Genomic DNA, 23,595 nt, shown 5'->3' on the forward strand with positions numbered 1-23,595 from the left:
CTGTCATGTGGTGGATCTCACCGCGGCCTGAATAGTGATTCAGGTCACAATCTTCTGTGCACTAAAGTCTCGGGTTGCCACTTGGATTGGATTTTGGTTAACGTCCTGTGGTCTAGATAACGGTCTGGTCACGACGGCTCACGACGGATTAAGGACATTTCAGGTTGCCTCAGCATCGTTCGCCTCGTATCTCCGAGGCCCTCGCGGCACCTGGTCTGACCGAAGTCACCGACATCATCCCGTTCGACGAATTCGGTCAGTTGAGCGATCTGGACGATCTCCCCTACGGCGCCTTCGACCGGGACACCGAGGTCATCCGCGCCCCTGAGCTCGACGATCTGCTCGACACCGACGACCTGGAGCCGCTGCGCCTGGTGCCCGCGGAGTTCCGCGCGGCACGTACCGAGGCGCGCGCGTCGTCCACCCGCGCGTACCGCGACAGCCACACCGACCTCAGCGACGGCACGGCCAAGACCGACATCATCGACATGCGGGGCCGCAAGGGTCTGCACCGCAAGACAGAGGTCCCCGTCAAGGGCCGCCTGATGGTGGCCGCGATGGCCGTGGGCGCCACCGCCGCCGGTGCCTACACCGTCACCAACGCCGCGCAGAAGCAGCCCACGGCGACAGTGCTCGCCGCCGATACGACGACGACGGGTGGCGCGAGCGTCATCACCGGCTCGGTGGACGGCATGCAGGTCGTCACCGTCGCACCCGCCGCGAATTCGGCCGTGCACGCCGAGGAGATCACCAAGGCCGCAGCGTTCGCCCAGGAGCGCGCCGACCGCGAGGCCCGGCTGGCCCGCCCGCAGTACGCGATGCCCACCCGCGGTGTGTGGACCTCGGGCTTCGGTTACCGCTGGGGCGTACTGCACGCAGGCATCGACATCGCCAACTCGATCGGCACGCCGATCTACGCCGCAGCGGACGGCGTGGTCACCGATGCCGGGCCCACCGCCGGATACGGCGCCTGGGTCAAGGTCAAGCATTCCGACGGCACGGTCACGCTGTACGGGCACGTCAACACCTGGCTGGTCAGCGTCGGCCAGCGCGTGATGGCCGGCGACCAGATCGCCACGATCGGCAACCGCGGCAACTCCACCGGTCCGCACCTGCACTTCTCCGTGCTCCTGAACGGCACCGACTTCATCGACCCGGTGCCGTGGCTGGCCAAGCGGGGGCTCACCCCCGGCAGCTACGTTGGCTGAGTGGCCAGCGACCCCACTGATTCACCCGATTCCGACGACACCCGGATTCTGCGCCGGGCGCCCCTGAACACGGGGTCACAGCCGCTGACCGCGGGGTCACAGCCGCTGCAGTCGCCTGCGGAGCCGCAGACGTCCATCATCCGGCGTCACCCGACCGGTGAGTTCCCGGCCGCTGACGAGCCCGTGACCGGCTACCTGCCCCGCGCGCAGCCCGTCGCCGTCGGCCCGCCCCGGTCCTCGCGCGGCCATCCGCGAACGGCCATCGCGACCGCTGTCGTCAGCATCCTGTCGGGGTGGGCGACCGCGGTGATCGCGACCGACCTCATCACCGGCTGGTCGGCCACCGATCCGCTGTTCTGCGTGGCCATCGGCTTTCTCACCGCGATCTCGGCCGCCGCCACGATCGGCGGGCTGATCGCCCTGCTGTTGCGGCGACGGATGGGCCGGCTGCTGGTCGTCGTCGGCGCGGTGGTGGCGCTGCTGATCTTCGCCGGCCTGTTCATCGCCGGCGCCGCGCTGCCAACCCTCGTCTACGCCATGCCGGTGCTGCCGCTGGCGTCGATCGTGTTGGCGCTGCTGCCCGACACCGGCCGCTGGGCACGGTCGGGTTAGAGCTTGCTGACCGGCGCGTGATTGTGCATGAGCTTGACGCGCCCGGCACTGCCGAAGTCGATCAGCGACATCGCCGACTCCCCCATGCCCGACACCTCTTCCACGCGACCGAGCCCGTACTTGTCGTGGGTGACCCGGTCACCGGGTTCGAGCACGAGCAGCGGCCGCTTCCCGGCCGCGGAGCGGCCCGGGGACGGGCGCGGAGTGCCGAACCGGCCGGCGCCGCTCACCGGCGCGGAGAACGCCGACGCGGGCTGCTCGACGCGGCGCCAGTGGATCAGTTCCTGCGGGATCTCCCGCAGGAAGCGGGATTCGGGGTTGAGCATCGGCTGGCCCCACGAGGACCGCACCTTCGCCCGGCTGAGGTACAGCCTCTGCCGGGCCCGCGTGATGCCCACGTAGGCCAGCCGGCGTTCCTCCGACAGCTCGACCGGATCGCCCAGGGCGCGCATGTGCGGGAACATGCCGTCCTCCCACCCGGTCACGAACACCACCGGGAACTCCAGGCCCTTGGCGGTGTGCAACGTCATCATCGTCACCACCCCTGAGCCGTGCTCGGGGATGTCGTCGGCATCGGCCACCAACGACACCCGCTCCAGGAACGACGCCAGCACCCCGGTGTCCGGCACGTCCTCGTCCTGCGGCTCGGCGCCGTCCTCCTCGGCCAGGGCCCGCGCGTTGGCCAGGTCGATGCTGAATTCGTGTGCGACGCTGACCAATTCGTTGAGGTTGTCGAGGCGGGCCAGATCCTGCGGGTCGGTGGAGGATTCGAGCTCGGCGCGGTAGCCGGTGCGGTCCAGCACCGACTCGACCAGCTCGCCCAGTTCGCCGTCGAGACCGCCGCGCAACTCGTCGAGCATCGCGACGAACCCGGCGATCGCCTTCTCCGCGCGCGTGTTGAGCATCGGGACCCGGCCCTCGGCCGCGGCCGCCAGCGCGTCGTTGAAGCTCGCGCCGGTGTTCTCGGCGTACACCGCCACGCACGCCTCGGCGCGGTCACCGATACCGCGGCGGGGGGTGTTGAGAATGCGGCGCATGCTCACCGAGTCACCGGGATTGTCCAGCACCCGCAGGTAGGCGACGATGTCGCGGATCTCCCGGCGCTCGTAGAAGCGCACGCCGCCGACCACCTTGTAGGGAATCCCGGCCCGGATGAACACCTCTTCGAGAGCGCGCGAAGAGTTGTTGGTGCGGTAGAAGACGGCGACGTCGTTATAGGAGAACTCGCCGTCCCCGTCGGCCAGCGCGTCGATCTCCTGTGCGACGAACCGCGCCTCGTCGTGCTCGTTGTCGGCGACGTAGCCGACGATGAGCTCCCCCTCGCCGGCGTCGGTCCACAGCCGCTTCTCCCGTCGCCCGGCGTTGCGGGCGATGACGGCGTTGGCCGCGTTGAGGATGGTCTGCGTGGAGCGGTAGTTCTGCTCGAGCAGGATCGTCGTGGCGCTTGGGTAGTCGCGCTCGAAATCCTCGATGTTGCGGATGGTGGCGCCGCGGAACGCATAGATCGACTGGTCGGCGTCACCGACGACGCACAGCTCGGCGGGCGCCAGCCCATCGACCGTTTCCGTCCCGACCAACTCGCGCACCAGCACGTACTGCGCGTGATTGGTGTCCTGGTACTCGTCGACGAGGATGTGCCGGAACCGGCGCCGGTAGTACTGCGCGATCTGGGGGAAGGCCTGCAACACGGCGACCGTCTCGCCGATCAGGTCGTCGAAATCGAGCGCGTTCGCGGCACGCAGCCGGCGCTGGTATTCGCCGTACACCTCGGCGATGACGCGCGCCAGGTCCTCGGCCGCCTCCGACGCCTCGGCGGCGGCCTGCTCGGGACCGATCAGCTCGTTCTTCAGGTTCGAGATCCCGTTGGACAGCAGCCGCGGGGAGAACTTCTTGGTGTCGAGCCCCATGTCTTTGCCGATCATCAGCAGCAGGCGGCGGGAGTCGTCGGCGTCGTAGATCGAGAAGTTCGAGTTCAACCCCGGCAGCAGCGAGGCCTGGTTGCGCAGGATCCGCACGCACGTCGAGTGGAACGTCGAGACCCACATGTTGCGGGCCCGCGGACCGACCAGCTGCGCGACTCGCTCGCGCATCTCCGCGGCGGCCTTGTTGGTGAACGTGATCGCGAGAACCTGACCGACGCCGACCTCGCGCGCGGCGAGCAGGTAGGCGATGCGGCGGGTGAGGACGGCGGTCTTGCCGGAGCCCGCTCCGGCGACGATGAGCAACGGCGTGCCCTCGTGGAGAACGGCCTGACGCTGCTGGGGGTTGAGCCCATCGAACAAGTCCGAGTGGAGCTCATCTGTTTCAGTGCTGACGATCGACATACTGTCCCAAACCTACCGCTGCGGGGTGACACTCTTTGCGCTGGCACGGCCGGTGATGGCACACTCGTCAGGTGCTTTGTCAGCAGCGGCGATTTTTCTACGGGTACCGGCCAGCGGTGCCCGTGGTCTAGCTGCTTCCCCAGAGCCCCGCGGTCCGCTTCCGGATCCGGGGCTCGTCTCTTGTGTGAGGCCCGATACCGGATGAGACCAGACCAGTCACACAACGAGAATCCGGAGAACGACGACATGACGACAGACACCGCGCAGACACCCGACATTGATGAGCTGCGCCAGGAGATCGACCGTCTCGATGCGACCATCCTCGAGGCCGTCCAGCGACGCACCGAGGTCTCGCAGATGATCGGCAAGGCCCGGATGGCCTCCGGCGGCACCCGCCTGGTGCACAGCCGCGAGATGAAGGTCATCGAGCGCTACAGCGTGCTCGGCTCCGAGGGCAAGAACCTCGCGATGCTGCTGCTGCGCCTGGGCCGCGGCCGCCTCGGCCACTGAGTTCCTGCGATTTCGGCGTGGCTGGTCGCGCTGAGCGCGACCGAGCACGCCGAAATCACCGGGTCTTGACCGCGTCGACCAGCCACGGCGTCAGCCACTCGACCGCTTCGGGCGTGGGGTGCACGCCGTCGCTGCGCACCCGCAGGCCGTCGACCTTGGTCTGGTAGTAGCCGTTGGGGCTGAGCTTGCGGTTCAGGTCGAGCACCGAGACGTTGCGCCGCGGCTCGACGACGCTGCGCAGCAACGCATTCCACGCGTCGACTCGCTTGGGCTGATCCTCGGGGTAGAGGCTGCCGTCGGCCTTCTCCGCCCGCCGGTTGTAGGGCTCGGTCGTGACGACGATGCGGGCGCCCGTCGAGCCCAGGATGTCCAGCGCACGGGTCAGCTCACCGCGCAGATACGCGTCGTAGCCCGGCTCCCCGATGTGCGTCCACCGGCCCTCGTTCATCCGGTCGACCACCTCCCAGCGCCCGACGATCAGCAGCACCACGTCGGGCTTCTCGTAGCCGATCCGCTGGGCCCAGCGCGCCGGCCAGGAGTCGCACTCCGGCTTCTGCGGCAGGTCCTGTCCGACGTAGGTGTACGGCCCGCCGCGGGCGATGCCGCAGCCGATGGTGGTGAAGTCGGCGAACTCCACCCCGGGCGTCGCCGGCAGGTACCGCATCATCGTCCACGCGATCGAATCCCCGAACACCGCCACGCGGACGTCGCCGGGGGCGCGCTGCCGCGCGGGACGCGTCACCGCGACGGGCACCTCCGGGCCCACCAGCGCCGCGGAATCGATCAGCGGCCCCGGGCCGGGCTTGGGGAACGGCACCCCGGCGGGCAGCACGGTCGTCGTTACCACCGCGGCCGTCGCCGCGGTTGCCGCCGCGAGCCGCAACATCGGCACCGTCGTCGGCCGCCAATCCCGGATCGGCTGCTCGATCAGCCACCACGACACGGCCGCGACGGCGACGGTCGCCGCGCACCGCAGCGCGAACAGCTTCCACCCCTCCGAACCGGTGCGTTCGCCGTTGAGCACCAGGAAGATCGGCCAGTGCCACAGGTACACGCCGTAGGAGATCGCCCCGAGGCCCACGAGTGGACCCATCGACAGCATGCGGGCGACGGGCCCGGTCTGGTCGAGCGCGACCGGCGCAATCACCAGCACCGCGGCCAGCGCGACGACGATCAGCAGCCCGCCGCGGAACTCCGCGGCCGTGCCCGTCGCCAGGTGCGCCGCCGTGGCGAGCACCACCAGCCCGATCACCGGCACCAGCCAGGCCAGCCAACGGGCCCAGCGGGAGCGCAACGTCACCAGACCGGCGGTCATCCCGCGCCAGTCCCGCACCAGCAGCGCCGCGGCCGCCGCACCCACCAGCAGCGCCTGCACCCGGGTGTCGGTGCCGAAGTACACCCGGTTCAGCGAGTCGTCGGAGGACAGCAGGATCGCCGCGGCCGCCGATCCGAGGGCGCCGAGCGCCGCGAGCGTGAACACCGCCGCGCGGACCATCCGCGTCGACACCGGCACACCGCGTCGGTACGCCAACGCGGCCAGGCCCGCGAGGATCCCCGCCAGCAGCAGCGGCCACAGCAGGTAGTACTGCTCCTCGACGCCGAGCGACCAGGTGTGCTGCAGCGGCGACGGCGGCGCACCCTCAGAGAAGTAGTCGGTCCGCGCGGCGACGAACGCCCAGTTCGACATCCAGAAGAACGTCGCGACGGCCTCGTCGCGCAGGCCCGCCGTCGACTCCGGGGCGAACAGGTCGCGCAGGGCCACCACGGCCAGGACCATGACCAGGAGGGCGGGCAGGAGCCGGCGCGCCCGCCGGACCCAGAATGCCTTGAGCCCGATCCGGCCGGTGCGCGCCGTCTCGTCGAGCAGCAGCGAGGTGATCAGGAACCCGCTGAGCACGAAGAAGACGTCCACGCCGAGGAAACCGCCGGGCAGCCCGGGGACGCCGCCGTGGTCGGCGAGCACCAGCGCCACGGCGATCGCACGTACCCCGTCGAGCGCCGGAATGGCTTGTCCCGGGCCGACATAGCGGCGTGGGCCCACCCGGATCGGCGCCGCACTCACGGGTGTCACGTCCCGTAGCCCTCCTTGCTGTCGAGCAAGGAAGCCTATGTACTGCCCGACGCCGGATCGGGAAGGCGCGCGCTACTTCGTCAGAGCAATGTATTTCGTGTCGAGGTACTCGTCGATGCCCTCGGTGCCGCCCTCGCGACCGAAGCCGGACTCCTTGATGCCGCCGAACGGCGCGGCCGCATCGGAGATCACGCCGCGGTTGACGCCGACCATGCCGGACTCGATACCTTCCGCGACCCGCAGCGCCCGGTCCAGCGACTGCGTGTACACGTACGCGGCCAGCCCGTACTCGGTGTCGTTGGCCGCGGCCACGCCCTCGTCCTCGGTGTCGAACCCGGCGATCGGCGCGACGGGACCGAACACCTCCTCCTTGAGGATGCGCGCGTCGGCGGGGACGTCGGTCAGCACCGTGGCGGGATAGAAGTTGCCCGGGCCCCCGGGGGCGACGCCGCCGACCGCGACGGTCGCGCCGCGCGACACCGCGTCGGAGACCAGGTCCTCGACGGTGGCGACCTGCTTGGCGTTGATCAGCGGTCCGAGCGTGGACGACGGATCGAGACCCTTGCCCAGGGTGAACTCGCTCATCCGCTTGACCAGCTTCTCGGTGAACTCCTCGCGGACGGCGTTGGCGACGTGGAACCGGTTGGCCGCGGTGCAGGCCTCCCCGCCGTTGCGCATCTTGGCCAGCACGGCGCCTTCAACGGCCGCGTCGACGTCGGCGTCGTCGAACACGATGAACGGCGCGTTGCCGCCGAGTTCCATCGACGTACGCAGCAGCTTGTCGGCCGACTGCTTGACCAGCGCCTTGCCCACACCGGTGGAACCGGTGAAGGTCAGCTTGCGCAGCCGGCCGTCGTTGATCAGCGCCTCGGTCACGCCGCCGGGGTTGCTGGTCGGCAGGATCGACAACACACCCTTGGGCAGGCCCGCCTCGTCCATGAGCTTGGCCAGCAGCAGCATCGTCAGCGGCGTCTCCTGGGCGGGCTTGACGATCATCGTGCAGCCGGCGGCGAAGGCCGGGCCCATCTTGCGGGTGCCCATCGCCAGCGGGAAGTTCCACGGGGTGATCGCGTAACAGGGGCCGACCGCCTGCTTGGTCACCAGGATACGGCCGGTGCCCGCGGGGCTCGGGGTGTAGCGGCCGTCGATGCGGACCGCCTCCTCGGCGAACCAGCGGAAGAACTCGGCGCCGTAGGTGACCTCGCCCTTACTCTCGGCGACCACCTTGCCCATCTCCAGCGTCATCAGCGCGGCGATGTCGTCGGCCCTGTCGGTGATCGTCTCGAACACCGAGCGCAGGATCTCCCCGCGCTTGCGCGGCGCGGTGCCGGCCCATTCGGCCTGCACAGCGCAGGCGGCGTCGAGCGCGGCCCGCGCGTCGTCGGGGGTCGCATCGGCCACCGAGGTGATCACCTGGTCGTCGCTCGGGTCGAGCACGTCGAAGGTCGACGAACCCTGGCGCTCCTCACCACCGATCCACAGACCGGTGGGGACGGAGTTCAACAACGCGGCAGTATCCATAACTCCATCATTTACACCCTCGGTCAAGTGCCGCACTAGGGTTCTTTTCATGGGTTCCGACATCACGGCCACACCGGCATGGCAGGCACTGTCCCGGCATCACGAGGAGATCGGCGGCACCGATCTTCGCGACCTCTTCGCCCACGACCCCGCCCGCGGGACGGAGCTCGCGCTGACCGTCGGCGACCTGTACATCGACTACAGCAAGCACCGCGTCACCCGTGAGACGCTGACCCTGCTGCTGGACCTGGCCCGCGCGGCGGGACTGACCGAGCGACGCGACGCCATGTTCTCCGGTGAGCACATCAACACCTCGGAGGATCGCGCGGTGCTGCACACCGCGCTGCGACTGCCGCGCGACGCGGCGTTGAGCGTCGACGGCCAGGACGTCGTCGCCGACGTGCACGAGGTGCTGGACCGGATGGGCGATTTCACCGACCGGCTGCGCAGCGGCGAGTGGCGCGGCGCGACGGGCGAGCGGATCACCACGGTGGTGAACATCGGCATCGGCGGCTCCGACCTCGGGCCGGTGATGGTGTACCAGGCGCTGCGGCACTACGCCGACGCCGGCGTCTCGGCGCGCTTCGTGTCCAACGTCGACCCCGCCGATCTCGTCGCCAAACTCGACGGACTCGAGCCTGCCGCAACGCTTTTCATCGTCGCATCGAAGACGTTCTCGACATTGGAGACATTGACCAACGCGACCGCGGCACGACGCTGGCTGACCGAGGCGTTGGGTGACGACGCGGTGAGCAAGCACTTCGTGGCGGTGTCGACCAACGCGAAGCTGGTCGACGACTTCGGCATCGACACCGCCAACATGTTCGGCTTCTGGGACTGGGTGGGCGGCCGCTACTCGGTGGACTCGGCGATCGGGCTCGCGGTGATGGCCGCCATCGGCAAGGAGCGCTTCGCCGAGTTCCTCGCCGGCTTCCATCTGGTCGACGAGCACTTCCGCACCGCCCCGCTGGAGGCCAACGCGCCGGTGCTGCTGGGAATGATCGGGCTCTGGTACAACAACTTCTTCGGCGCGGAAACCCGTGCGGTGCTTCCGTATTCGAACGACCTGGCACGGTTCGCGGCCTATCTGCAGCAGCTGACGATGGAGTCCAACGGCAAGTCGGTGCGCGCCGACGGGACCCCGGTGACGTCGGGCACCGGCGAGATCTTCTGGGGCGAGCCCGGCACCAACGGCCAGCACGCCTTCTATCAACTGCTGCATCAGGGCACCCGGCTGATCCCCGCGGACTTCATCGGGTTCAGCGAGCCGACCGACGATCTGCCGACCGCCGACGGCACCGGCAGCATGCACGACCTGCTGATGAGCAACTTCTTCGCGCAGACCCAGGTGCTGGCGTTCGGTAAGACCGCCGACGAGATCGCCGGGGAGGGAACGCCGGCCGACGTGGTGCCGCACAAGGTGATGCCGGGCAACCGACCGAGCACGTCGATCCTGGCGACGAAGCTGACGCCGTCGGTGGTCGGTCAGCTGATCGCGCTCTACGAGCACCAGGTGTTCACCGAGGGCGTGGTCTGGGGCATCGACTCCTTCGACCAGTGGGGTGTCGAGCTGGGCAAGACGCAGGCCAAGGCGCTGCTGCCGGTGCTCACCGACGACGGCTCCCCCGCCGAGCAGACGGACTCGTCGACCGATGCGCTGGTGCGCCGCTACCGCACGGAGCGCGGCCGTTCGGCGTGATTTGGGCGTAGTTCATCACGCTGAGGGTGACGTTCTACACCGAAATCGCTACCAGACGCGGACGTAGTCGATCAGCATGTCGGCGGGGTAGGTGCCGCCTCGCGGATCGCCGCCGCCGGACCCGGCCACGGCCAGGTCCATGATCGGGAACAGGGTGTACCCCGGCTCGTTGAACTGCCAGTCCGGCAGCGCATGCGCCGGGACGTCGAAGTACGGCGCCGCGCCGTCGGTGTAGTCCCGCCAGAAGCGCATGCCGGCCTCGTCCCACTGCACCCGCCAGGTGTGCCAGGCACTGTCCACGGTGATGGTCTGGCTGACGTGCTCGCCGCCGTTGAGCTTGGCGTGCACGGCCGTTCCCGGCGCCCACGAGCCGTTGCCGTACCACTCCATGATGTCGACTTCGCCGCCGTTGACCGGGCTGTTGTTGGCCAGGTACCAGGCCGGCCAGCACCCCGGGGTGAGGCAGTTGAGCTTGATGCGGGCTTCCCAGTTGTGGCCGATGCCGCCGCGGTACGTGCCGAACACCTTGCCGCTGTAGTAGGTGTCGCCGTCCTTGGCCGCGTGGAAGACGAGATTGGACTTACCGTCGAGGTAGACGTTGCGACGATCGTCGCGGTACTGGCCGACGTTGCCGGGCAGTTCCCAGTACGTCGGGTCCTCCATCGATTCCCGCGCGGTGGCGATCTCCCACTTGGAGCGGTCAGGAGCCGAACCCGCCGGGCCGTCGAAGTGGTCTTCGAACAGGTACTTCCCGGCTGGTGGCGGCGCGGCGGGCGGTGGGCCCGGCCAGGGCGCGGCCTGGGCCGGGGTGCTCGGGAGAGCCGCGCCGAGCAGGCCGATCCCGGTCATCACCATCATGCTGCGTCGATCGAAGTTGGGCATCGGTCCATGAAAGCATCCGCCGCGGTGGGCGGATGCGTCAGGCGAAGCGCTTGGTGAATCTGGGGGGCAGCACCTTCATGACCTCCACCAGCGGCCACCACGGCCACGCCGGCACGACAGCGCGGCCCTTCTCCTTCTCGATCGCGTCCACCATGGCCTTGACGCCGGTCTCGTTGTCGACCATGAGCATCGTGGTGTTCGACTTCGCGGTCATCTCGGATTCGATGTAGCCGGGCTCCAGCACGGTGATCTTGATCGGGCCCGACGGGTACTCGGCGCGCAACGATTCGCCCAGCGACGTCACGCCCGCCTTGCTCGCGGCGTAGGCGGCCTTGTGTCCGGGCACGCCGACGTTGCCGAGCACCGACGACACCAGGACCAGGTGGCCCCGGCCGGCCGCCTTGAACATCTCCATCGCGGTCTCGATCTGCACCAGTGCGGCAACCAGATTCGTCTCGATCGTGGCCTTGTTGGCCCAGAGTTTGCCGCCCCCGAGGGGGTAGCCCTTGCCGATGCCCGCGTTGACGATCACGCAGTCCAGTCCCCCGAGCTCGTCGGAGAGCTCGGCGAATACCTTGGGCACCTGCTCGTGGTCGTTGACGTCGAGCGCGGCCACCGCGACGGTGATCCCGGGGTGACGCGCGAGCAGTTCGGCCTTGAGCTCGTCGAGGTTGTCGACCCGGCGGGCGCACAGCGCAAGGTCACGGCCCTTGGCGGCGAACTGGCGGGCCATGCCCGCCCCGAGTCCCGAGCTGGCACCGGTGATGAGGATCTTCTGCCGAGTCACCGGGGCAGGATAACCGAGTTAGACAAGTGGGCCGAAATCGGTGGGGTGCTACTTGAGCAGCTTGGACAGCCGGCGGTCGGCGAGCACCTTGCCACCGGTCTGGCACGTCGGGCAGTACTGGAAGGACTTGTCGGCGAACGACACCTCGCGCACGGTGTCACCGCACACGGGGCACGGCATGCCTGTGCGAGCGTGCACCCGCAGCCCCGAGCGCTTCTCGCCCTTGAGCGTGGCGGCCTGCTGCCCGACCGACCGCGTGACGGCATCGGTCAGCACGTCGATCATCGCGGTGTGCAACGCGGCGAGTTGCGCGTCGGTCAGCTTGTTGGCCGTCGCGAACGGGGACAGCTTGGCCACGTGCAGGATCTCGTCGCTGTAGGCGTTGCCGATCCCTGCGATCACCTTCTGGTCGGTGATGACGGTCTTGATGCGCCCGGTGTTGCCGCGCAGCGCGTCCGCCAGGCCGTCGGCGGTCAGCGACAGGGCGTCCGGGCCCAGCGACGCGATCTGCGGGACGACCATCGGATCGGTCACCAGCCAGACCGCCAGCCGTTTCTGGGTGCCGGCCTCGGTGAGGTCGAAGCCGACCCCCTCACCGGGAGTGCCGAGGTGCACACGCAGCGCGATAGGCCCCTTGCCCGGCTTGAGCGGGGCCGCGGCGAGTTTGTCCGACCACCGCAGCCAACCCGCACGCGACAGATGCGTGATCAGGTGCAGATCGCCGGCCTGCATGCCCAGGTACTTGCCCCACCGGTTCGCCCCGGTGACCTCTTGGCCGTGCAGCGCCGACAGTGGCGGGTCGAACGTCTTGAGCACCGAGAGTGCGGCCACGTCGACCCGACCGACGGTTCGGCCGACCGCGTGCCGGCGCAGATGATCGGCCAGGGCTTCCACCTCGGGCAGTTCGGGCATACCTCTCAGTCTGCCCTGACGATCAGCGAGAGCAGCCAACTCACGACAGACAGCACGATCGCGGCCCAGATCGCCGTCCACCAGAAGTCGTCGATGAACAGGCCCCAGTGCGTGGTGTGCTCGGTGATCCACGACGTGATCCACAACATGAACGCGTTGATCACGATGTGGAACAGACCCAGCGTCAGGATGTAGAGCGGGATCGAGATGATCTGCACGACGGGCTTGATGATGGCGTTGACCAGCCCGAAGATCACCGCCACCACGAAGATGATCCCGACCCGCGCCGCGGTCGAGTCGCCGCCGACGAAGGCGATACCCGGGACGACGAGCGTCACGACCCACAGCGCCACCCCGGTGAGCGCGGCGCGCAGAAGGAACGGCGTCACAGGCTTCATCATGCCTCGCGGCCCAGCGATCCGACCAGTACCGCAAGTATGCGGTACCGAGGGTATTGACATGTTGCTGCGCGCCTCCCTACCGTCGAGGGCACCACGACGAAGGGACGCTCGAGATGTCCGCTCCAGCAACACCCCAGACTGCTGCCCCGACGCGTGACGCGTTCGCCGACCGCCTGCTCAAAGGGTCGGTCAAGAAGTCCTTCGCACCCGTCGTCGACATCGACTGGGACGCACCCCTGGATCCGGACAAGTTCTTCCTGCCGCCGAAAACCGTGTCGCTGTACGGAACACCGTTGTGGGACAGCATGACCCGGGAGCAGCAGATCGAGTTGTCCCGTCAGGAACTCGCCAACACACTGTCGGCCGGCATCTGGTTCGAGAACATCCTCAACCAGGCGCTGCTGCGCAAGATGATGCACCAGGACCCCACGGCCCGCGCCACCCACTACGAGCTGACCGAACTCGGTGACGAAACCCGACACATGGTGATGTTCGGCAAGGCGATCGATCGCGTCGGCGCAAAGCCGGTGCGGCCCAGGCGGTATCAGCGGGTCATCATCAACGCACTGCCGTTCGCGTTCCAGGGCTCCCTGCTGTGGGTGGCCGCGCTCGTGGGCGAGGAGATCTTCGACTCACTGCAGCGGCAGATGATGGACGACCCCGAACTGCAGCCGCTTGTGCAACGGCTGATGCGCATCCACGTCACCGAGGAGGCCCGCCACATCCAGTTCGCCCGTGACGGGCTGCGTAAGCGTGCCCCGCAGATGGGACGACTGTCGCGGCTGTGGGTGGCCAACATCCACGGCGCCGGCGGGCTGTTCTTCCGGCACCTGTTCACCAACCGCGTGCAGTACGCGCGTGTGGGCCTCGACGCGCGTGAGGCCCGGCGCATCGCGCGTAGTAGTGCGCACCGCCACGAGGTCCAGGTGCTGGGCTTCGCTCCGCTCGCCGCGTTCCTCGGCGAGGTCGGCCTGATGGGGCCGATCGCCCGGCGGGTGTGGAAGCGCAGCGGCTTCCTGTGATCGAGACGGTGATGTACGTCAGCGCAGCGGTGGACGCCCGCTTCGACGAACAGACCCACACCTGGACCGTCGGCGGCAGCACCGCGCGGGTGCTGATCTCGACCGACGGCACGTTGCCCGCCTCGGCGCCGGCGTCCGCCGGCGCGCTCGAGCCCTACCTCGGGGTGGCCGTCCACGGTGTCCCCAACTATTTCCTGCTCTCCGGTCCGGACACCGCGGCGCAGAAGAGCTACATCGCCAAGTGCCTGCAGCACCTGGACCGCACCGACGGGTCACGCATCGAGGTCCGCGCGGCCACCCAGCGCATGTTCGCCGACCGGGGTCGGCCGCGAGACCACCGCAGCGGCCGCTACTGGCGCGCCGTGGGGGCGAAGATCCCGTCGGCGTTCGAGGTGCAGTCCGCCGTCGGGGACAACGACGAGGTCTACGACGGGCCCGCCACCGTCACCGTCGACGGGTGCGACCATGCGGTCCGGGTGCGGCTGACCGGCCGGATGGAGCCGATCGACGGTCGATACCACTGGCGCGGAACGGTTTTCGCCGACCTAGAGGGTGTGAAGCTCCCCCACGACGTGGACGTCGCGGTGGACGGTCGAACGGCCCGCGCGCGCCTGACCGAGCGCACACCGCAGGCGGGATACAGCGTGACGGGCACCGGGTCGCCGCCGTTCGCGCTCGCCAGGACCGATATCGACGTCCCACTCCTGTAAGACGATCGCCGTCCCGCCGTTCTGGAACACGTTCTAGTATTCGGTCAGCGACGAGCAGGAGGCGATGTGCGGTTCACCTTTGCAGAGGCGATGACCGATCCGACGTACTACATACCTCTGGCCAAGGCCGCCGAGGCCGCGGGGTACCACGCGATGACGATTCCGGACAGCGTGGCCTACCCGTTCGAATCGGACTCGACCTATCCGTACACGCCCGACGGCAGCCGCGAGTTCCTCGACGGCAAGGCCTTCATCGAATCGTTCGTGCTGACCGCCGCGCTGTGCGCCGTGACGACGACGCTCCACTTCAACCACTTCGTGCTCAAGCTTCCGATCCGGCCGCCGGCACTGGTGGCCAAGCAGGCGGGCTCGCTGGCAGCGCTGTTCGACAACCGGTTGGGCCTCGGCGTCGGAACCAGCCCGTGGCCAGAGGACTACGAGCTGCTGAACGTGCCGTTCGCGCGGCGCGGCAAGCGGATGGACGAGTGCATCGACATCATCAAGGGCCTGACCACCGGCGAGTACTTCGAATACCACGGCGAGTTCTACGACATCCCCAGAACCAAGATGACGCCCGCGCCGAGCCGGCCGATCCCGATCCTCATCGGCGGGCACGCCGATGCTGCGCTGCGCCGCGCCGCACGCAACGACGGCTGGATGCACGGCGGCGGCGACCCGGAAGAACTCGACGCGCTGCTGGCCAAGCTGTCCCGATTCCGCGAGGAACAGGGCACCGCCGACGATCCGGATTTCCAGATCCACGTGATCTCGATCGACGCCTACACCCCCGACGGCATCAAGCGGCTGGAGGACAAGGGCGTCACCGACGTCATCGTCGGATTCCGGATCCCGTACATCACCGGACCGGACACCGAACCGCTGGACACGAAGGTGCGCAACCTCGAGATGTTCGCCGAGAACGTGATCGCGAAGGTCTGACGTTGCCGTCGATACCTGTTCTGCATGTTCGCGCCGCAAACTGGGTAGTGTTCGGCCGATGACACGCGGCGTGTATGACGTTCCGGATGCCTTCGATGCGGGCGCCGGTGCCTACGACGGCCTCGTCGGAGCCAACCCCGGCTACAACGAGCACCTCCTGTTGTCGGCGGAACGCATGCAGATCCCCGACCAGGGGCGCGGCCTGCGGCTGCTGGACATCGGCTGCGGCACCGGCCTGTCGACTGCGGCCCTGCTCAAGGTGGCGCCGCAGGCCGAGATCATCGGCGTCGACGGATCGGCGGGGATGCTCGCGCAGGCCCGGGCGAAACAGTGGCCGGACTCGGTGCGCTTCGTGCACAGCCGCGCCGAGGGCCTCGCCGACGCCGGGATCAGCGGCCCCTTCGACGGCATCCTCGCCGCATACCTGGTGCGCAATCTGCCCGACCCCGACCCGGTGCTGCAGGAGCTCCGGGCACTGTTGCGGCCCGGCGGCGTCTTCGCGGCCCACGAGTACTCGGTGCGGGATTCCCGGCTCGCCGGCGTGATCTGGAACGCGGTGTGCGCGGCGATCATCATCCCGGCCGGGCGGCTGCGCTCCGGGGACGCGAGCCTCTACCGGTACCTGCGCACCAGCGTCAACAGGTTCGATGGTGCCGAAGCGTTCCGGAATCGGCTGCAGCGCAACGGGTTCGTCGACGTGCACAGCCTGACGGTGCCGGGTTGGCAGCGCAACATCGTGCACACGTTCCTCGGAAGAGCCCCGCGCTGACCCTCGTCACACGAGAGCGCCCACGATCCCCGGAGCCAGGACGTCGTCGAGCACCATCATGGCCGTCCCGATGACGCCGGCACGGTCGCCGTGGTGCGAGGGCACGATCTGCAGGGTCCGGGTGGCCAACGCGGTCGCGTTGCCGTACAACGTCTCCCGCAGCCCGGCGACGAAGATGTCGTAGGCGCCGGCGACGTCGCCGGCCACCACCAGTGCGGCGGGATTGAGCAGGTTCACCGCGCCGGCCAGAACCTCGCCGACGTGCCGACCGCTCTCACGGATCAGGCGGCGCGCCAGTGCATCTCCGCTGTGGGCCAGATCGACGACGTCGCGCAGACTGCGCGCCGTCCTGCCCTCGTCGTTCAGCGCCCGCACCAGGGCCCAGCCGCCGGCGACCGCCTCCAGACACCCCACGTCGCCACACCGGCACGGTATCCCGTCGGCGGCCACCGTCTTGTCGTGTCCGAACTCCCCTGCCGCCCCGAGCGCCCCGCGCTGCAACGCACCGCCGGCCACGATGCCGGCCCCCAGGCCCGTGGACGCCTTGATCACCAGGACGTCGTCCAGCCCGCGGCCGGCGCCGGCGCGCCACTCGGCGAGCGCGAACGCGTTGGCGTCGTTTCCCACCACCACGGGCGCCCCGCCGAGCCCCGCGAAGAACGGTCCGAGCGGCACGCCGTCCCACCCGGTCAGCACCGGTGAATCGAGGCTGGAGCCGCGCTGCGCATCCACCGTGCCGGGCAGGCTGACCCCGATGCCGAAGATCCGTGTGCCGCGGTGACCGGACTCGCCGAGCAGCGCCCCGAGGCGCGTCGCCACCGCTGGCATGAGGTCGGCGGGACCGAAGCCGGGCTCCTCGTCGATGTCGGCGGCCGCGCGGATATCGCCGGCAAGATCGCACACCGCCAGCCGCGCCCGACTGCCACCGATGGCAGCGGTCAGGACGATTCCGGCGTCGGCGTTGAACGACACGAGCGTGGCCGGTCGCCCGCCCGATGACGGCGCCTGATCCTGCTCGACCACCAGCCCCCGCGCCGTGAGTTCCCTCACTCGCGCGGCCACCGCGGTGCGCGACATTCCTGTGAGCGCTCCGATCTCGGCGCGGCTGATTGCGCGCTTGTCCCTGATGAGGGCATACAGGTCACCCACAGCAGTCACCGGGGTGGTGCGCAAAAGGGCCATACGGACAGCGTAACTCCACGTGCTTCTGCTTCAAAAGTACAAAAGTCGCGTTGAGAAGTACCGAATACGGCCCTATCGTGATCGGGGTGAGAGAGCCGAGATCGTTGTTGGACGTCGCCCCGGTGATGCCCGTGATCAGCATGCGCAGCGCAGGAAGTCCATGCTCTGCGGCGTGCGCCGCGGACGCCATCGCCGCGGCAGGACTGCCGCTGGTGCAGATCGCGGTCGATGCGCCGTCCGCGTGGGACGCGATCGAGCGCATCCGGTCGGAGTCGCCTCAGATCGTCATCGGGGCCGGTGCCCTGACCTCCGCCGGGCAGCCTCCACTCGCCCGCGCCGCGGGCGCCGAATTCCTGGTCGCGACGGCGGCGGACCCGGCGCTGCGGATCGCGATGCGCGCCGCGGAATTGCCCCACCTGCCGAGTGTCGCGACGGTGCTCGACGCCATCGAGGTCCTCGGCGAGGGCTACACCGACATGGTGCTGCATCCGGCCGCCGCGCTCGGTGGTCTGCGCCACCTCGCGGCGTTGGCCGCCTTCGCGCCCGGGGCGCGCTTCGCGGCCGCCGGCGGTCTCACCCCCGCCGATCTGTCCGGATACCTCGCGGCGCCCAATGTCGGGTGCGTGATGGCCGACTGGCTGGTGCCCCGCGACGCGGTGCGCCGTCGCGACTGGGACCGGATCGGACGCCTCGCCGCGGTGTCCGTCACGCTGAGTAGGCCGACCGTCACCCTGGAGCGTGCGCTGTGACCGTCATACAGGAACGTCCCGTCGGCCCGGTGGCCGTGGTCGCACCCGATCCCGTGGTGCGCTGGCTCGCCGTGGTGGCGCTCGCCCTGGGCGGCTTCGGCATCGGCACCACCGAGTTCGTCTCCATGGGCCTGCTGCCCGACATCGCGACGAGCTTCGGGGTTTCCGAACCGAACGCCGGCCACATCATCTCGGCCTACGCGCTGGGTGTGGTGGTGGGTGCTCCGGCCATCGCCGCGCTGACGGCACGCATGGCGCGGCGCAAGCTCCTGCTCGGACTGATCGCGGTGTTCACCCTCGGCAACCTGGCCAGCATGGTGGCACCCTCCTACGACACGCTGATCCTCGCCCGCTTCGCCGCGGGCCTGCCGCACGGCGCTTTCTTCGGCGTGGCCGGGCTGGCGGCAGCCCATCTGATGGGTCCGCAGAACCGGGCCAAGGCCGTCGCGCACGTGATGTCCGGGTTGACGATCGCGACGGTGCTCGGTGTGCCGATGGCCTCGTGGCTGGGCCAATCCCTGGGCTGGCGCGCGGCTTTCGGCCTCGTCGTCGGCATCGGGCTGGTCACGCTGACCGCGCTGTGGTGCTGGCTTCCCAAGCACCTGCAGACGATGCAGTCGACGAGTCCGCTGGCCGAGTTGAGCGCGCTGCGCCGCCCGCAGGTGTGGCTGGCGATTCTCGTCGGCATGATCGGCTTCGGCGGGATGTTCGCCGTCTACACCTATATCGCGACGACCATGACCGACGTCGCGGGTCTGCCCCGGCCTCTGATCCCGTTGGCGCTCATGGTGTTCGGTCTCGGGATGTTCTGCGGCAACCTCATCGGCGGTCGCCTGGCCGACCGTTCGGTGATACGGGCGCTGTACATGTCGCTCGGGGCACTCGCCGGGGCGCTGACGCTGTTCGTCGCGGCGGCGCACAATCCGTGGACCGCTCTTCTCGTCCTCTTCGCCATCGGCACCTCGGGGTCGGCGGTCGGGCCGGCGTTGCAGACCCGGCTCATGGACGTCGGGCACGGCGCGCAGACACTCGCCGCGGCTCTGAACCACTCGGCGCTCAACATCGGCAATGCGAGCGGCGCCTGGGTGGGCGGTCTGGTGATCGCCGCGGGCCTGGGCTACACGGCGCCTGCAGCAGCCGGGGCCGTGCTCGCGGTCGCGGGCATGGCGGTCCTGACGGTGTCGGCATTCCTGCAGCGCAGATCGCGCGGTTAACACGAACGCCGTTCGGGCATTCAGCGCCCATGGCATTCAAACTCACGTACAGCGACGGGCAGGAATCCACGCACGACGACGACACCGTCTGGGAGCTCGACGACGGTGTCCTGAAGTTGGGCCGCGAGAAGGGCAAGTGGTCGGTGCTGCTCTCGCCGAGCCACTGGGCGGTGCTCGAACTCGGCGGCGCGTCGTCGGACAAGGACTCGGACAAGGACTCCGACAAGAACGCCGATGACGACGCCGACAGCGGCGACGAGAAGGATTCCGACCGGTCCGACGACGAGAAGGATGACAAAGGCGACAAGGACGACAAGGACTGACGCGCTCAGGAGAGCGCGACGCCCAACTCGCCGGCGAACACCTTGATCATGTGCTGAACGGCGATCTCGTTGCGGCCGATGATCATGTGGTCGTGCTGGCCGTGGCGGACGCCTTGCCCGCATTGCGGCAGCATCGCGAAGTCCTCGTCGCGCACCGCGGCGTGCACGCCGTCGTAGACGGCGTCGTATGCCGCACGCATCTCGTCGTTGTGCGCGGGCACGCGGGCCATCCAGCTGTGCCGGACGGTGCAGCGGGTCGGCTCGCCCGCGGGCAGGATGTCGATGATCTCCACGCCGACAGGGCTGTTGGCGAGGATCAGGTTGGGATAGATCCAGTAGACGACCCCCATGTTGGCCAACGGCTCGCGTGGTGCAGCCGGGTCGGTGTCGAGGTTCGTGATCCAGGTGAACGGGAAACCGATGCGGTGGTGCCGGCCGTACTCGTCGTAGATCGCGGTATTGGCGAGGGTGTTCTGACCGATCAGGCTCTCGCTGTGCACGAACGGGAAGTGGTAGCCCTCGGCGAACGCCTCGAGCGCGCCCTTCCACGAGACCTCGGACTGGAACTCCCGGTCGGCGTGGTAGCCGTAGGACGGGTAGTCCCATCGGGCGAGTTCGGCACTGACCAGGCCGAGGTGGGCGTCGACGTCGATCGCCGCGTCGGCGGACAGCACCGCCCAGATGAACCCGTACTTCTCCTGCGACGGGAGTTCGACCAGTCCGTAGTCCTTCTGGTTCATCGAGTCGAAGCCCGCCCGGCCCGGGACCATGAACAACTCACCGGTGTTCCTGTAGGTCCACGCGTGGTACGGGCAGACGAAGCGCGACGCGTTGCCCGCCCCGCAGGCGGGCATGGCGCCGCGGTGGCGGCAGTAGTTCAGCAGGACGCGACTGGCGCCGGTGCGGTCGCGGGTGACCAGCAGGGAGGTTCCGAGCACCGACCGGACGAGGAAGTCGTTCGCCTCCGGTAGTTGCACCGACGGTGCGATGGCCAGCGGAACGCGCCGCAGGATCTGGGATTCCTCGACGTCGGTGATCTTCGGGTCGCGGTAGTAGTGCAGCGGTACGCGCAGTTCACGCTCTGCCATGTCCGTGGTGCCGCCGAGGGCGTGCTCGAGCGCCCGTCGGGTCAGCACGTCGTCGTCGCAGGCGGCCGGCAGTCCGGGTAGGGGGCTCATGACTACTGACCATACAAGTTGAATAGAATGTATTGTCAAGATCCGGGACGGTGTCATGCGACGATCGGGGGCATGCGCAGGCACGGGTGGTCGGGTGACATCCCGCGCGACGACGAGGAGGCGGCGGGCCGCATCCTGGACGCAGCCCGACGAGCCATCGACGACGGCCAGCCCGTCACCATCTCGACCGTCGCGCAGTCGCTGGGCATCACCCGGCAGACGGTGTACCGCTACTTCCCCACTCAGGAAGCGCTGCTGGCCGCGACGGCCCTGTCGTCGATCGACGCGTTTCTCGATCGGCTCGCCGGGCAGCTCGGGGCCATCAGCGATCCGACGCAGGCTGTCGTCGAAGGAATCGCCTACACGCTCGAACAGCTCTCCCACGACAGATATCTGCGCCTGGTCGTCGAGCCGGGCAAGGCGTCGGCCTTCACCGCGGGGGTGACCTCCGACGTCGCGATCGGCTTCGGCCGATCCATCCTGCAGAGATACGACATCGATTGGGCGGCCGCAGGTTTCGACGGTGACAAGCTGGACGGGCTCGTCGAGTTCATGCTCCGGACGCTGCAGTCGTTCATCGTCGATCCCGGCGGTCCGGCGCGTTGCGGTGACGGGTTGCGCGCCTATCTGCGCGACTGGGTGGCCCCGGCAGTCCGTGCGCGGGCCGAGACGCCGAGTTGAGGCGCTGACGCGGCATCGGTCGGCGAGTCGCCGAGCCACCCGTTGGCGCCGGTGCCTATCCTCGGCGGATGACCTCCGAGCCCGTGGTGATCCACACCGACGGTGGGTGCCGACCCAACCCCGGCCCGGGCGGCTGGGGCGCAGTGCTGCGTCACCGCGAGCACGTCCGCGAGATGTGCGGGGGTGAACCCGGCCAGACGAGCAACAACCGGATGGAACTGACGGCGCCCATCATGGCGCTCGAAGCGCTCACCCGCCCGATGTCGGTGCACCTCTACACCGACAGCACCTACGTCCGGAACGGGATCACCAAGTGGGTGGTCGGCTGGGAACGCAACGGCTGGATGACCGCGGCCAAGCAGCCGGTCAAGAACGTCGACCTGTGGCAGCGGCTGCAGCTGGCCTGCGCGCGACACCGCGTCGAGTGGTTCTGGGTCAAAGGGCACTCGGGCGTCGGCGACAACGAGTTGGCCGACGTGCTGGCCACCCGGGGCATGCAGGCTGCGCTGGGCGCCCTCGCCTGAGCGCGCCATGTCAGTCGATCAGGCGGTCCAGGATCGACCACACCAGCACGTCGTCGGTGGTGACCTGCAGCGACAGCGGGGTGTACGTCAGAGGACGACGGCCCGACACCACCCGCTTCTGCTGGTGTTCCAATCGTTCCAGGACGTCGTTGATGAGACCGCCGAAGTCCTGCAGGGGTTGATTGACGAACCGGATGCAGTCGGCCAGCAAGGGCGCATCGTGGTCGATCACCGCCTGGCGCCGACAGTCCTCGGCGAGTTCGAGCAGCCGCTCGTAGTAGCCGCTCACCCGTCGGCCGACCCGCACGATGCCCGGACCGTCGGCGGTGCTCTCGTCCTCCGGCACCCCGAACACCGCCAGGAATATCGGGGAACGCAGGAATTCACCAGCCTCCCTGACGATCTCGTCGACGGCGCGCACATGGTGGGCGACGAAAGCCGCGACCTCGGCCCCGGTGTCGAGCCGGCCCGTCGGTGGGCCGGCCGGGGCGCCGAGCACCTGGCTCACCTTGCGCGCCTCGAGCGCCGCCCAGTGCTGGAAGAGCACCGACGCGAAGGCGGCCCACGGCCAGCACGGTGGCTTCCGCCGCAGCATCTGCTCGAGCAGTTCAGGCGTCGCCACGACGTCGGCCACCGCACCGCTGTCTCTCATGCCCCCGAAGCTAGGCGCGGGTACCGACAGCCGTGGATCGGAGCGACGCTGTGAGCCTGGAAATCGAGTCGTTGCACATCGCGGACCCCGCCGAGGCGTGGACGCGGGCCGGATTCAGTGTCGATTCGGACGTCGATTCGGACGTCGATTCGGACGTCGACCACGTCTGCCGCGTCGGCGGTGTGCGCGTCCGGCTGATCGGCCGCAGTCGCGGCTCGGGAATCGTCGGATGGACCCTGCGCGGCCTGCCGCCCGACAGCCGGCCGGCCGACGTCGACGGGATCCCCACGGCCAGTTCGCAGGCCGACGCGCCTGCGCCGGCCGCGCATCCCAACGGCGTCACCGCGATCGACCACGTCGTTCTGATGTCGCCCGACCTCGACCGCACGGTCCGGGCGCTGGTCGCCCTCGGCGTGCACCCTCGCCGGGAACGCGACGCCGAGATCGGCGGACGGCCGATCCGCCAGATCTTCTTCCGCTTCGCCGACGTCGTCATCGAGGTGGTCGGATCGCCGGGAACCACCGGTACAGGTCCCGCGACGCTGTGGGGCATCACCTACGTCGTCGGCGACATCGACGCCACCGCCGCGTTTCTCGGTGAGCGCACGACAGCGGTCAAGCAGGCCGTGCAGCCGGGTCGCCGCATCACGACGCTGCGCCACCAGGACGTCGGGATGTCGGTCCGGACGGCGATGATCTCGCCGCGACGCGATCGCTGACATGCG

Annotated in this window: 24 protein-coding genes; 14 read left to right on the forward strand and 10 right to left on the reverse strand. The window is 69.0% G+C overall.

Annotated elements, in window-relative coordinates; translation table 11 throughout:
- The first annotated feature begins 164 nt into the window (after positions 1–164).
- Complete coding sequence (locus MCHUDSM44219_RS19890) at positions 165–1,208, forward strand: M23 family metallopeptidase (RefSeq protein ID WP_048419948.1); 1,044 nt, start codon at positions 165–167, stop codon at positions 1,206–1,208.
- Positions 1,209–1,820, forward strand: coding sequence for a hypothetical protein (locus tag MCHUDSM44219_RS19895; protein WP_048419949.1), 612 nt, complete (start codon positions 1,209–1,211; stop codon positions 1,818–1,820). It begins immediately after the preceding gene.
- Here MCHUDSM44219_RS19895 and pcrA read toward each other — a convergent pair.
- The gene (gene pcrA / locus MCHUDSM44219_RS19900) at positions 1,817–4,144 is read right to left on the reverse strand and encodes a DNA helicase PcrA (RefSeq protein ID WP_048419950.1); all 2,328 of its coding nucleotides are present in this window, start codon (positions 4,142–4,144) and stop codon (positions 1,817–1,819) included. The genes MCHUDSM44219_RS19895 and pcrA overlap by 4 nt on opposite strands.
- A gap of 201 nt (positions 4,145–4,345) precedes the next feature.
- On the opposite strand from pcrA, the gene MCHUDSM44219_RS19905 reads away from it, so the two are divergent.
- On the forward strand, positions 4,346–4,654 hold the full coding sequence (locus MCHUDSM44219_RS19905) for a chorismate mutase (RefSeq protein ID WP_048419951.1): 309 nt from the start codon (positions 4,346–4,348) through the stop codon (positions 4,652–4,654).
- A 55-nt stretch (positions 4,655–4,709) separates the two neighbouring features.
- On the opposite strand, the gene MCHUDSM44219_RS19910 is transcribed toward MCHUDSM44219_RS19905, so the two are convergent.
- Together MCHUDSM44219_RS19910 and MCHUDSM44219_RS19915 are read right to left on the reverse strand one after the other, a co-directional pair.
- Positions 4,710–6,725, reverse strand: coding sequence for an acyltransferase family protein (locus MCHUDSM44219_RS19910; RefSeq protein WP_048419952.1), 2,016 nt, complete (start codon positions 6,723–6,725; stop codon positions 4,710–4,712).
- A 72-nt stretch (positions 6,726–6,797) separates the two neighbouring features.
- The gene (locus tag MCHUDSM44219_RS19915) at positions 6,798–8,246 is read right to left on the reverse strand and encodes an NAD-dependent succinate-semialdehyde dehydrogenase (protein ID WP_048419953.1); all 1,449 of its coding nucleotides are present in this window, start codon (positions 8,244–8,246) and stop codon (positions 6,798–6,800) included.
- 49 nt (positions 8,247–8,295) lie between these two features.
- On the opposite strand from MCHUDSM44219_RS19915, the gene pgi reads away from it, so the two are divergent.
- The gene (gene pgi / locus MCHUDSM44219_RS19920) at positions 8,296–9,945 is read left to right on the forward strand and encodes a glucose-6-phosphate isomerase (RefSeq protein ID WP_048419954.1); all 1,650 of its coding nucleotides are present in this window, start codon (positions 8,296–8,298) and stop codon (positions 9,943–9,945) included.
- Between the two features lie 48 nt (positions 9,946–9,993).
- Here the strand turns inward: pgi and MCHUDSM44219_RS19925 are convergent, their stop codons facing one another.
- From MCHUDSM44219_RS19925 to MCHUDSM44219_RS19940, 4 genes are read right to left on the reverse strand one after another with little or no spacing between them, the layout of a single operon-like run.
- Entirely contained in the window at positions 9,994–10,827 is an 834-nt protein-coding gene (locus MCHUDSM44219_RS19925) for a glycoside hydrolase family 16 protein (RefSeq protein ID WP_048419955.1), read from the reverse strand.
- Positions 10,828–10,864: 37 nt separating this feature from the next.
- Positions 10,865–11,614 (reverse strand): SDR family oxidoreductase, encoded by a 750-nt coding sequence (locus MCHUDSM44219_RS19930; RefSeq protein WP_048419956.1) that lies wholly within the window; start codon positions 11,612–11,614, stop codon positions 10,865–10,867.
- A 48-nt stretch (positions 11,615–11,662) separates the two neighbouring features.
- Positions 11,663–12,526: an Fpg/Nei family DNA glycosylase gene (locus tag MCHUDSM44219_RS19935; protein WP_048419957.1), complete on the reverse strand. Its 864-nt coding sequence runs from the start codon at positions 12,524–12,526 to the stop codon at positions 11,663–11,665.
- A gap of 5 nt (positions 12,527–12,531) precedes the next feature.
- On the reverse strand, positions 12,532–12,915 hold the full coding sequence (locus tag MCHUDSM44219_RS19940; protein ID WP_048419958.1) for a phage holin family protein: 384 nt from the start codon (positions 12,913–12,915) through the stop codon (positions 12,532–12,534).
- A gap of 125 nt (positions 12,916–13,040) precedes the next feature.
- Here MCHUDSM44219_RS19940 and MCHUDSM44219_RS19945 point away from each other — a divergent pair, with 125 nt between their 5' ends.
- From MCHUDSM44219_RS19945 to MCHUDSM44219_RS19960, 4 genes are all read left to right on the forward strand, one after another.
- Positions 13,041–13,949 carry an AurF N-oxygenase family protein gene (locus MCHUDSM44219_RS19945; protein ID WP_048419959.1) on the forward strand — a complete coding sequence of 303 codons (909 nt, stop codon included), beginning with the start codon at positions 13,041–13,043 and terminating at the stop codon, positions 13,947–13,949.
- Complete coding sequence (locus MCHUDSM44219_RS19950) at positions 13,946–14,659, forward strand: DUF4873 domain-containing protein (protein WP_053081305.1); 714 nt, start codon at positions 13,946–13,948, stop codon at positions 14,657–14,659. Before MCHUDSM44219_RS19945 ends, MCHUDSM44219_RS19950 begins: the two co-directional genes overlap by 4 nt.
- Before the next feature lie 66 nt (positions 14,660–14,725).
- Entirely contained in the window at positions 14,726–15,598 is an 873-nt protein-coding gene (locus MCHUDSM44219_RS19955; RefSeq protein WP_048419960.1) for an LLM class flavin-dependent oxidoreductase, read from the forward strand.
- 58 nt (positions 15,599–15,656) lie between these two features.
- Positions 15,657–16,367, forward strand: coding sequence for a class I SAM-dependent methyltransferase (locus MCHUDSM44219_RS19960; protein ID WP_048419961.1), 711 nt, complete (start codon positions 15,657–15,659; stop codon positions 16,365–16,367).
- Positions 16,368–16,373: 6 nt separating this feature from the next.
- On the opposite strand, the gene MCHUDSM44219_RS19965 is transcribed toward MCHUDSM44219_RS19960, so the two are convergent.
- A complete protein-coding gene (locus tag MCHUDSM44219_RS19965; protein ID WP_048419962.1) occupies positions 16,374–17,549 on the reverse strand; it encodes an ROK family transcriptional regulator in 1,176 nt (391 codons plus the stop codon).
- 86 nt (positions 17,550–17,635) lie between these two features.
- Between MCHUDSM44219_RS19965 and MCHUDSM44219_RS19970 the strand changes: the two genes are divergently transcribed.
- From MCHUDSM44219_RS19970 to MCHUDSM44219_RS19980, 3 genes are read left to right on the forward strand one after another with little or no spacing between them, the layout of a single operon-like run.
- Positions 17,636–18,298, forward strand: coding sequence for a ketohydroxyglutarate aldolase (locus MCHUDSM44219_RS19970; protein WP_053081310.1), 663 nt, complete (start codon positions 17,636–17,638; stop codon positions 18,296–18,298).
- Complete coding sequence (locus tag MCHUDSM44219_RS19975) at positions 18,295–19,512, forward strand: MFS transporter (protein WP_048419964.1); 1,218 nt, start codon at positions 18,295–18,297, stop codon at positions 19,510–19,512. Before MCHUDSM44219_RS19970 ends, MCHUDSM44219_RS19975 begins: the two co-directional genes overlap by 4 nt.
- A 29-nt stretch (positions 19,513–19,541) precedes the next feature.
- A complete protein-coding gene (locus tag MCHUDSM44219_RS19980) occupies positions 19,542–19,835 on the forward strand; it encodes a hypothetical protein (protein WP_048419965.1) in 294 nt (97 codons plus the stop codon).
- A gap of 5 nt (positions 19,836–19,840) precedes the next feature.
- Here the strand turns inward: MCHUDSM44219_RS19980 and MCHUDSM44219_RS19985 are convergent, their stop codons facing one another.
- On the reverse strand, positions 19,841–21,013 hold the full coding sequence (locus tag MCHUDSM44219_RS19985) for an aromatic ring-hydroxylating oxygenase subunit alpha (RefSeq protein ID WP_048419966.1): 1,173 nt from the start codon (positions 21,011–21,013) through the stop codon (positions 19,841–19,843).
- 72 nt (positions 21,014–21,085) lie between these two features.
- Between MCHUDSM44219_RS19985 and MCHUDSM44219_RS19990 the strand changes: the two genes are divergently transcribed.
- Together MCHUDSM44219_RS19990 and rnhA are read left to right on the forward strand one after the other, a co-directional pair.
- The gene (locus MCHUDSM44219_RS19990) at positions 21,086–21,694 is read left to right on the forward strand and encodes a TetR/AcrR family transcriptional regulator (protein ID WP_048419967.1); all 609 of its coding nucleotides are present in this window, start codon (positions 21,086–21,088) and stop codon (positions 21,692–21,694) included.
- A gap of 68 nt (positions 21,695–21,762) precedes the next feature.
- Positions 21,763–22,218: a ribonuclease HI gene (gene rnhA, locus MCHUDSM44219_RS19995; RefSeq protein ID WP_048419968.1), complete on the forward strand. Its 456-nt coding sequence runs from the start codon at positions 21,763–21,765 to the stop codon at positions 22,216–22,218.
- Positions 22,219–22,228: 10 nt separating this feature from the next.
- Here rnhA and MCHUDSM44219_RS20000 read toward each other — a convergent pair whose 3' ends face one another.
- Positions 22,229–22,870, reverse strand: a complete 642-nt coding sequence (locus MCHUDSM44219_RS20000; protein ID WP_048419969.1) for a hypothetical protein — start codon at positions 22,868–22,870, stop codon at positions 22,229–22,231.
- Between the two features lie 50 nt (positions 22,871–22,920).
- On the opposite strand from MCHUDSM44219_RS20000, the gene MCHUDSM44219_RS20005 reads away from it, so the two are divergent.
- Positions 22,921–23,589, forward strand: a complete 669-nt coding sequence (locus MCHUDSM44219_RS20005) for a VOC family protein (protein ID WP_048419970.1) — start codon at positions 22,921–22,923, stop codon at positions 23,587–23,589.
- The last annotated feature ends 6 nt before the right edge of the window (positions 23,590–23,595 follow it).

Source organism: Mycolicibacterium chubuense (assembly GCF_001044255.1).
In the GTDB taxonomy this organism is placed as follows: Bacteria; Actinomycetota; Actinomycetes; order Mycobacteriales; family Mycobacteriaceae; genus Mycobacterium; species Mycobacterium chubuense.

What these genes read in the sequence shown, in the direction of transcription:
- pgi (WP_048419954.1), top strand. Translation starts at nt 8,296, where the DNA reads ATGGGTTCCGACATCACGGCCACACCGGCATGGCAGGCACTGTCCCGG.
- pcrA (WP_048419950.1), bottom strand. Translation starts at nt 4,144, where the DNA reads ATGTCGATCGTCAGCACTGAAACAGATGAGCTCCACTCGGACTTGTTC.
- MCHUDSM44219_RS19905 (WP_048419951.1), top strand. Translation starts at nt 4,346, where the DNA reads ATGAGACCAGACCAGTCACACAACGAGAATCCGGAGAACGACGACATG.
- MCHUDSM44219_RS20000 (WP_048419969.1), bottom strand. Translation starts at nt 22,870, where the DNA reads ATGAGAGACAGCGGTGCGGTGGCCGACGTCGTGGCGACGCCTGAACTG.
- MCHUDSM44219_RS19960 (WP_048419961.1), top strand. Translation starts at nt 15,657, where the DNA reads ATGACACGCGGCGTGTATGACGTTCCGGATGCCTTCGATGCGGGCGCC.
- rnhA (WP_048419968.1), top strand. Translation starts at nt 21,763, where the DNA reads ATGACCTCCGAGCCCGTGGTGATCCACACCGACGGTGGGTGCCGACCC.
- MCHUDSM44219_RS19935 (WP_048419957.1), bottom strand. Translation starts at nt 12,526, where the DNA reads ATGCCCGAACTGCCCGAGGTGGAAGCCCTGGCCGATCATCTGCGCCGG.
- MCHUDSM44219_RS19990 (WP_048419967.1), top strand. Translation starts at nt 21,086, where the DNA reads ATGCGCAGGCACGGGTGGTCGGGTGACATCCCGCGCGACGACGAGGAG.
- MCHUDSM44219_RS19980 (WP_048419965.1), top strand. Translation starts at nt 19,542, where the DNA reads ATGGCATTCAAACTCACGTACAGCGACGGGCAGGAATCCACGCACGAC.
- MCHUDSM44219_RS19915 (WP_048419953.1), bottom strand. Translation starts at nt 8,246, where the DNA reads ATGGATACTGCCGCGTTGTTGAACTCCGTCCCCACCGGTCTGTGGATC.
- MCHUDSM44219_RS19965 (WP_048419962.1), bottom strand. Translation starts at nt 17,549, where the DNA reads ATGGCCCTTTTGCGCACCACCCCGGTGACTGCTGTGGGTGACCTGTAT.
- MCHUDSM44219_RS19925 (WP_048419955.1), bottom strand. Translation starts at nt 10,827, where the DNA reads ATGCCCAACTTCGATCGACGCAGCATGATGGTGATGACCGGGATCGGC.
- MCHUDSM44219_RS19985 (WP_048419966.1), bottom strand. Translation starts at nt 21,013, where the DNA reads ATGAGCCCCCTACCCGGACTGCCGGCCGCCTGCGACGACGACGTGCTG.
- MCHUDSM44219_RS19945 (WP_048419959.1), top strand. Translation starts at nt 13,041, where the DNA reads ATGTCCGCTCCAGCAACACCCCAGACTGCTGCCCCGACGCGTGACGCG.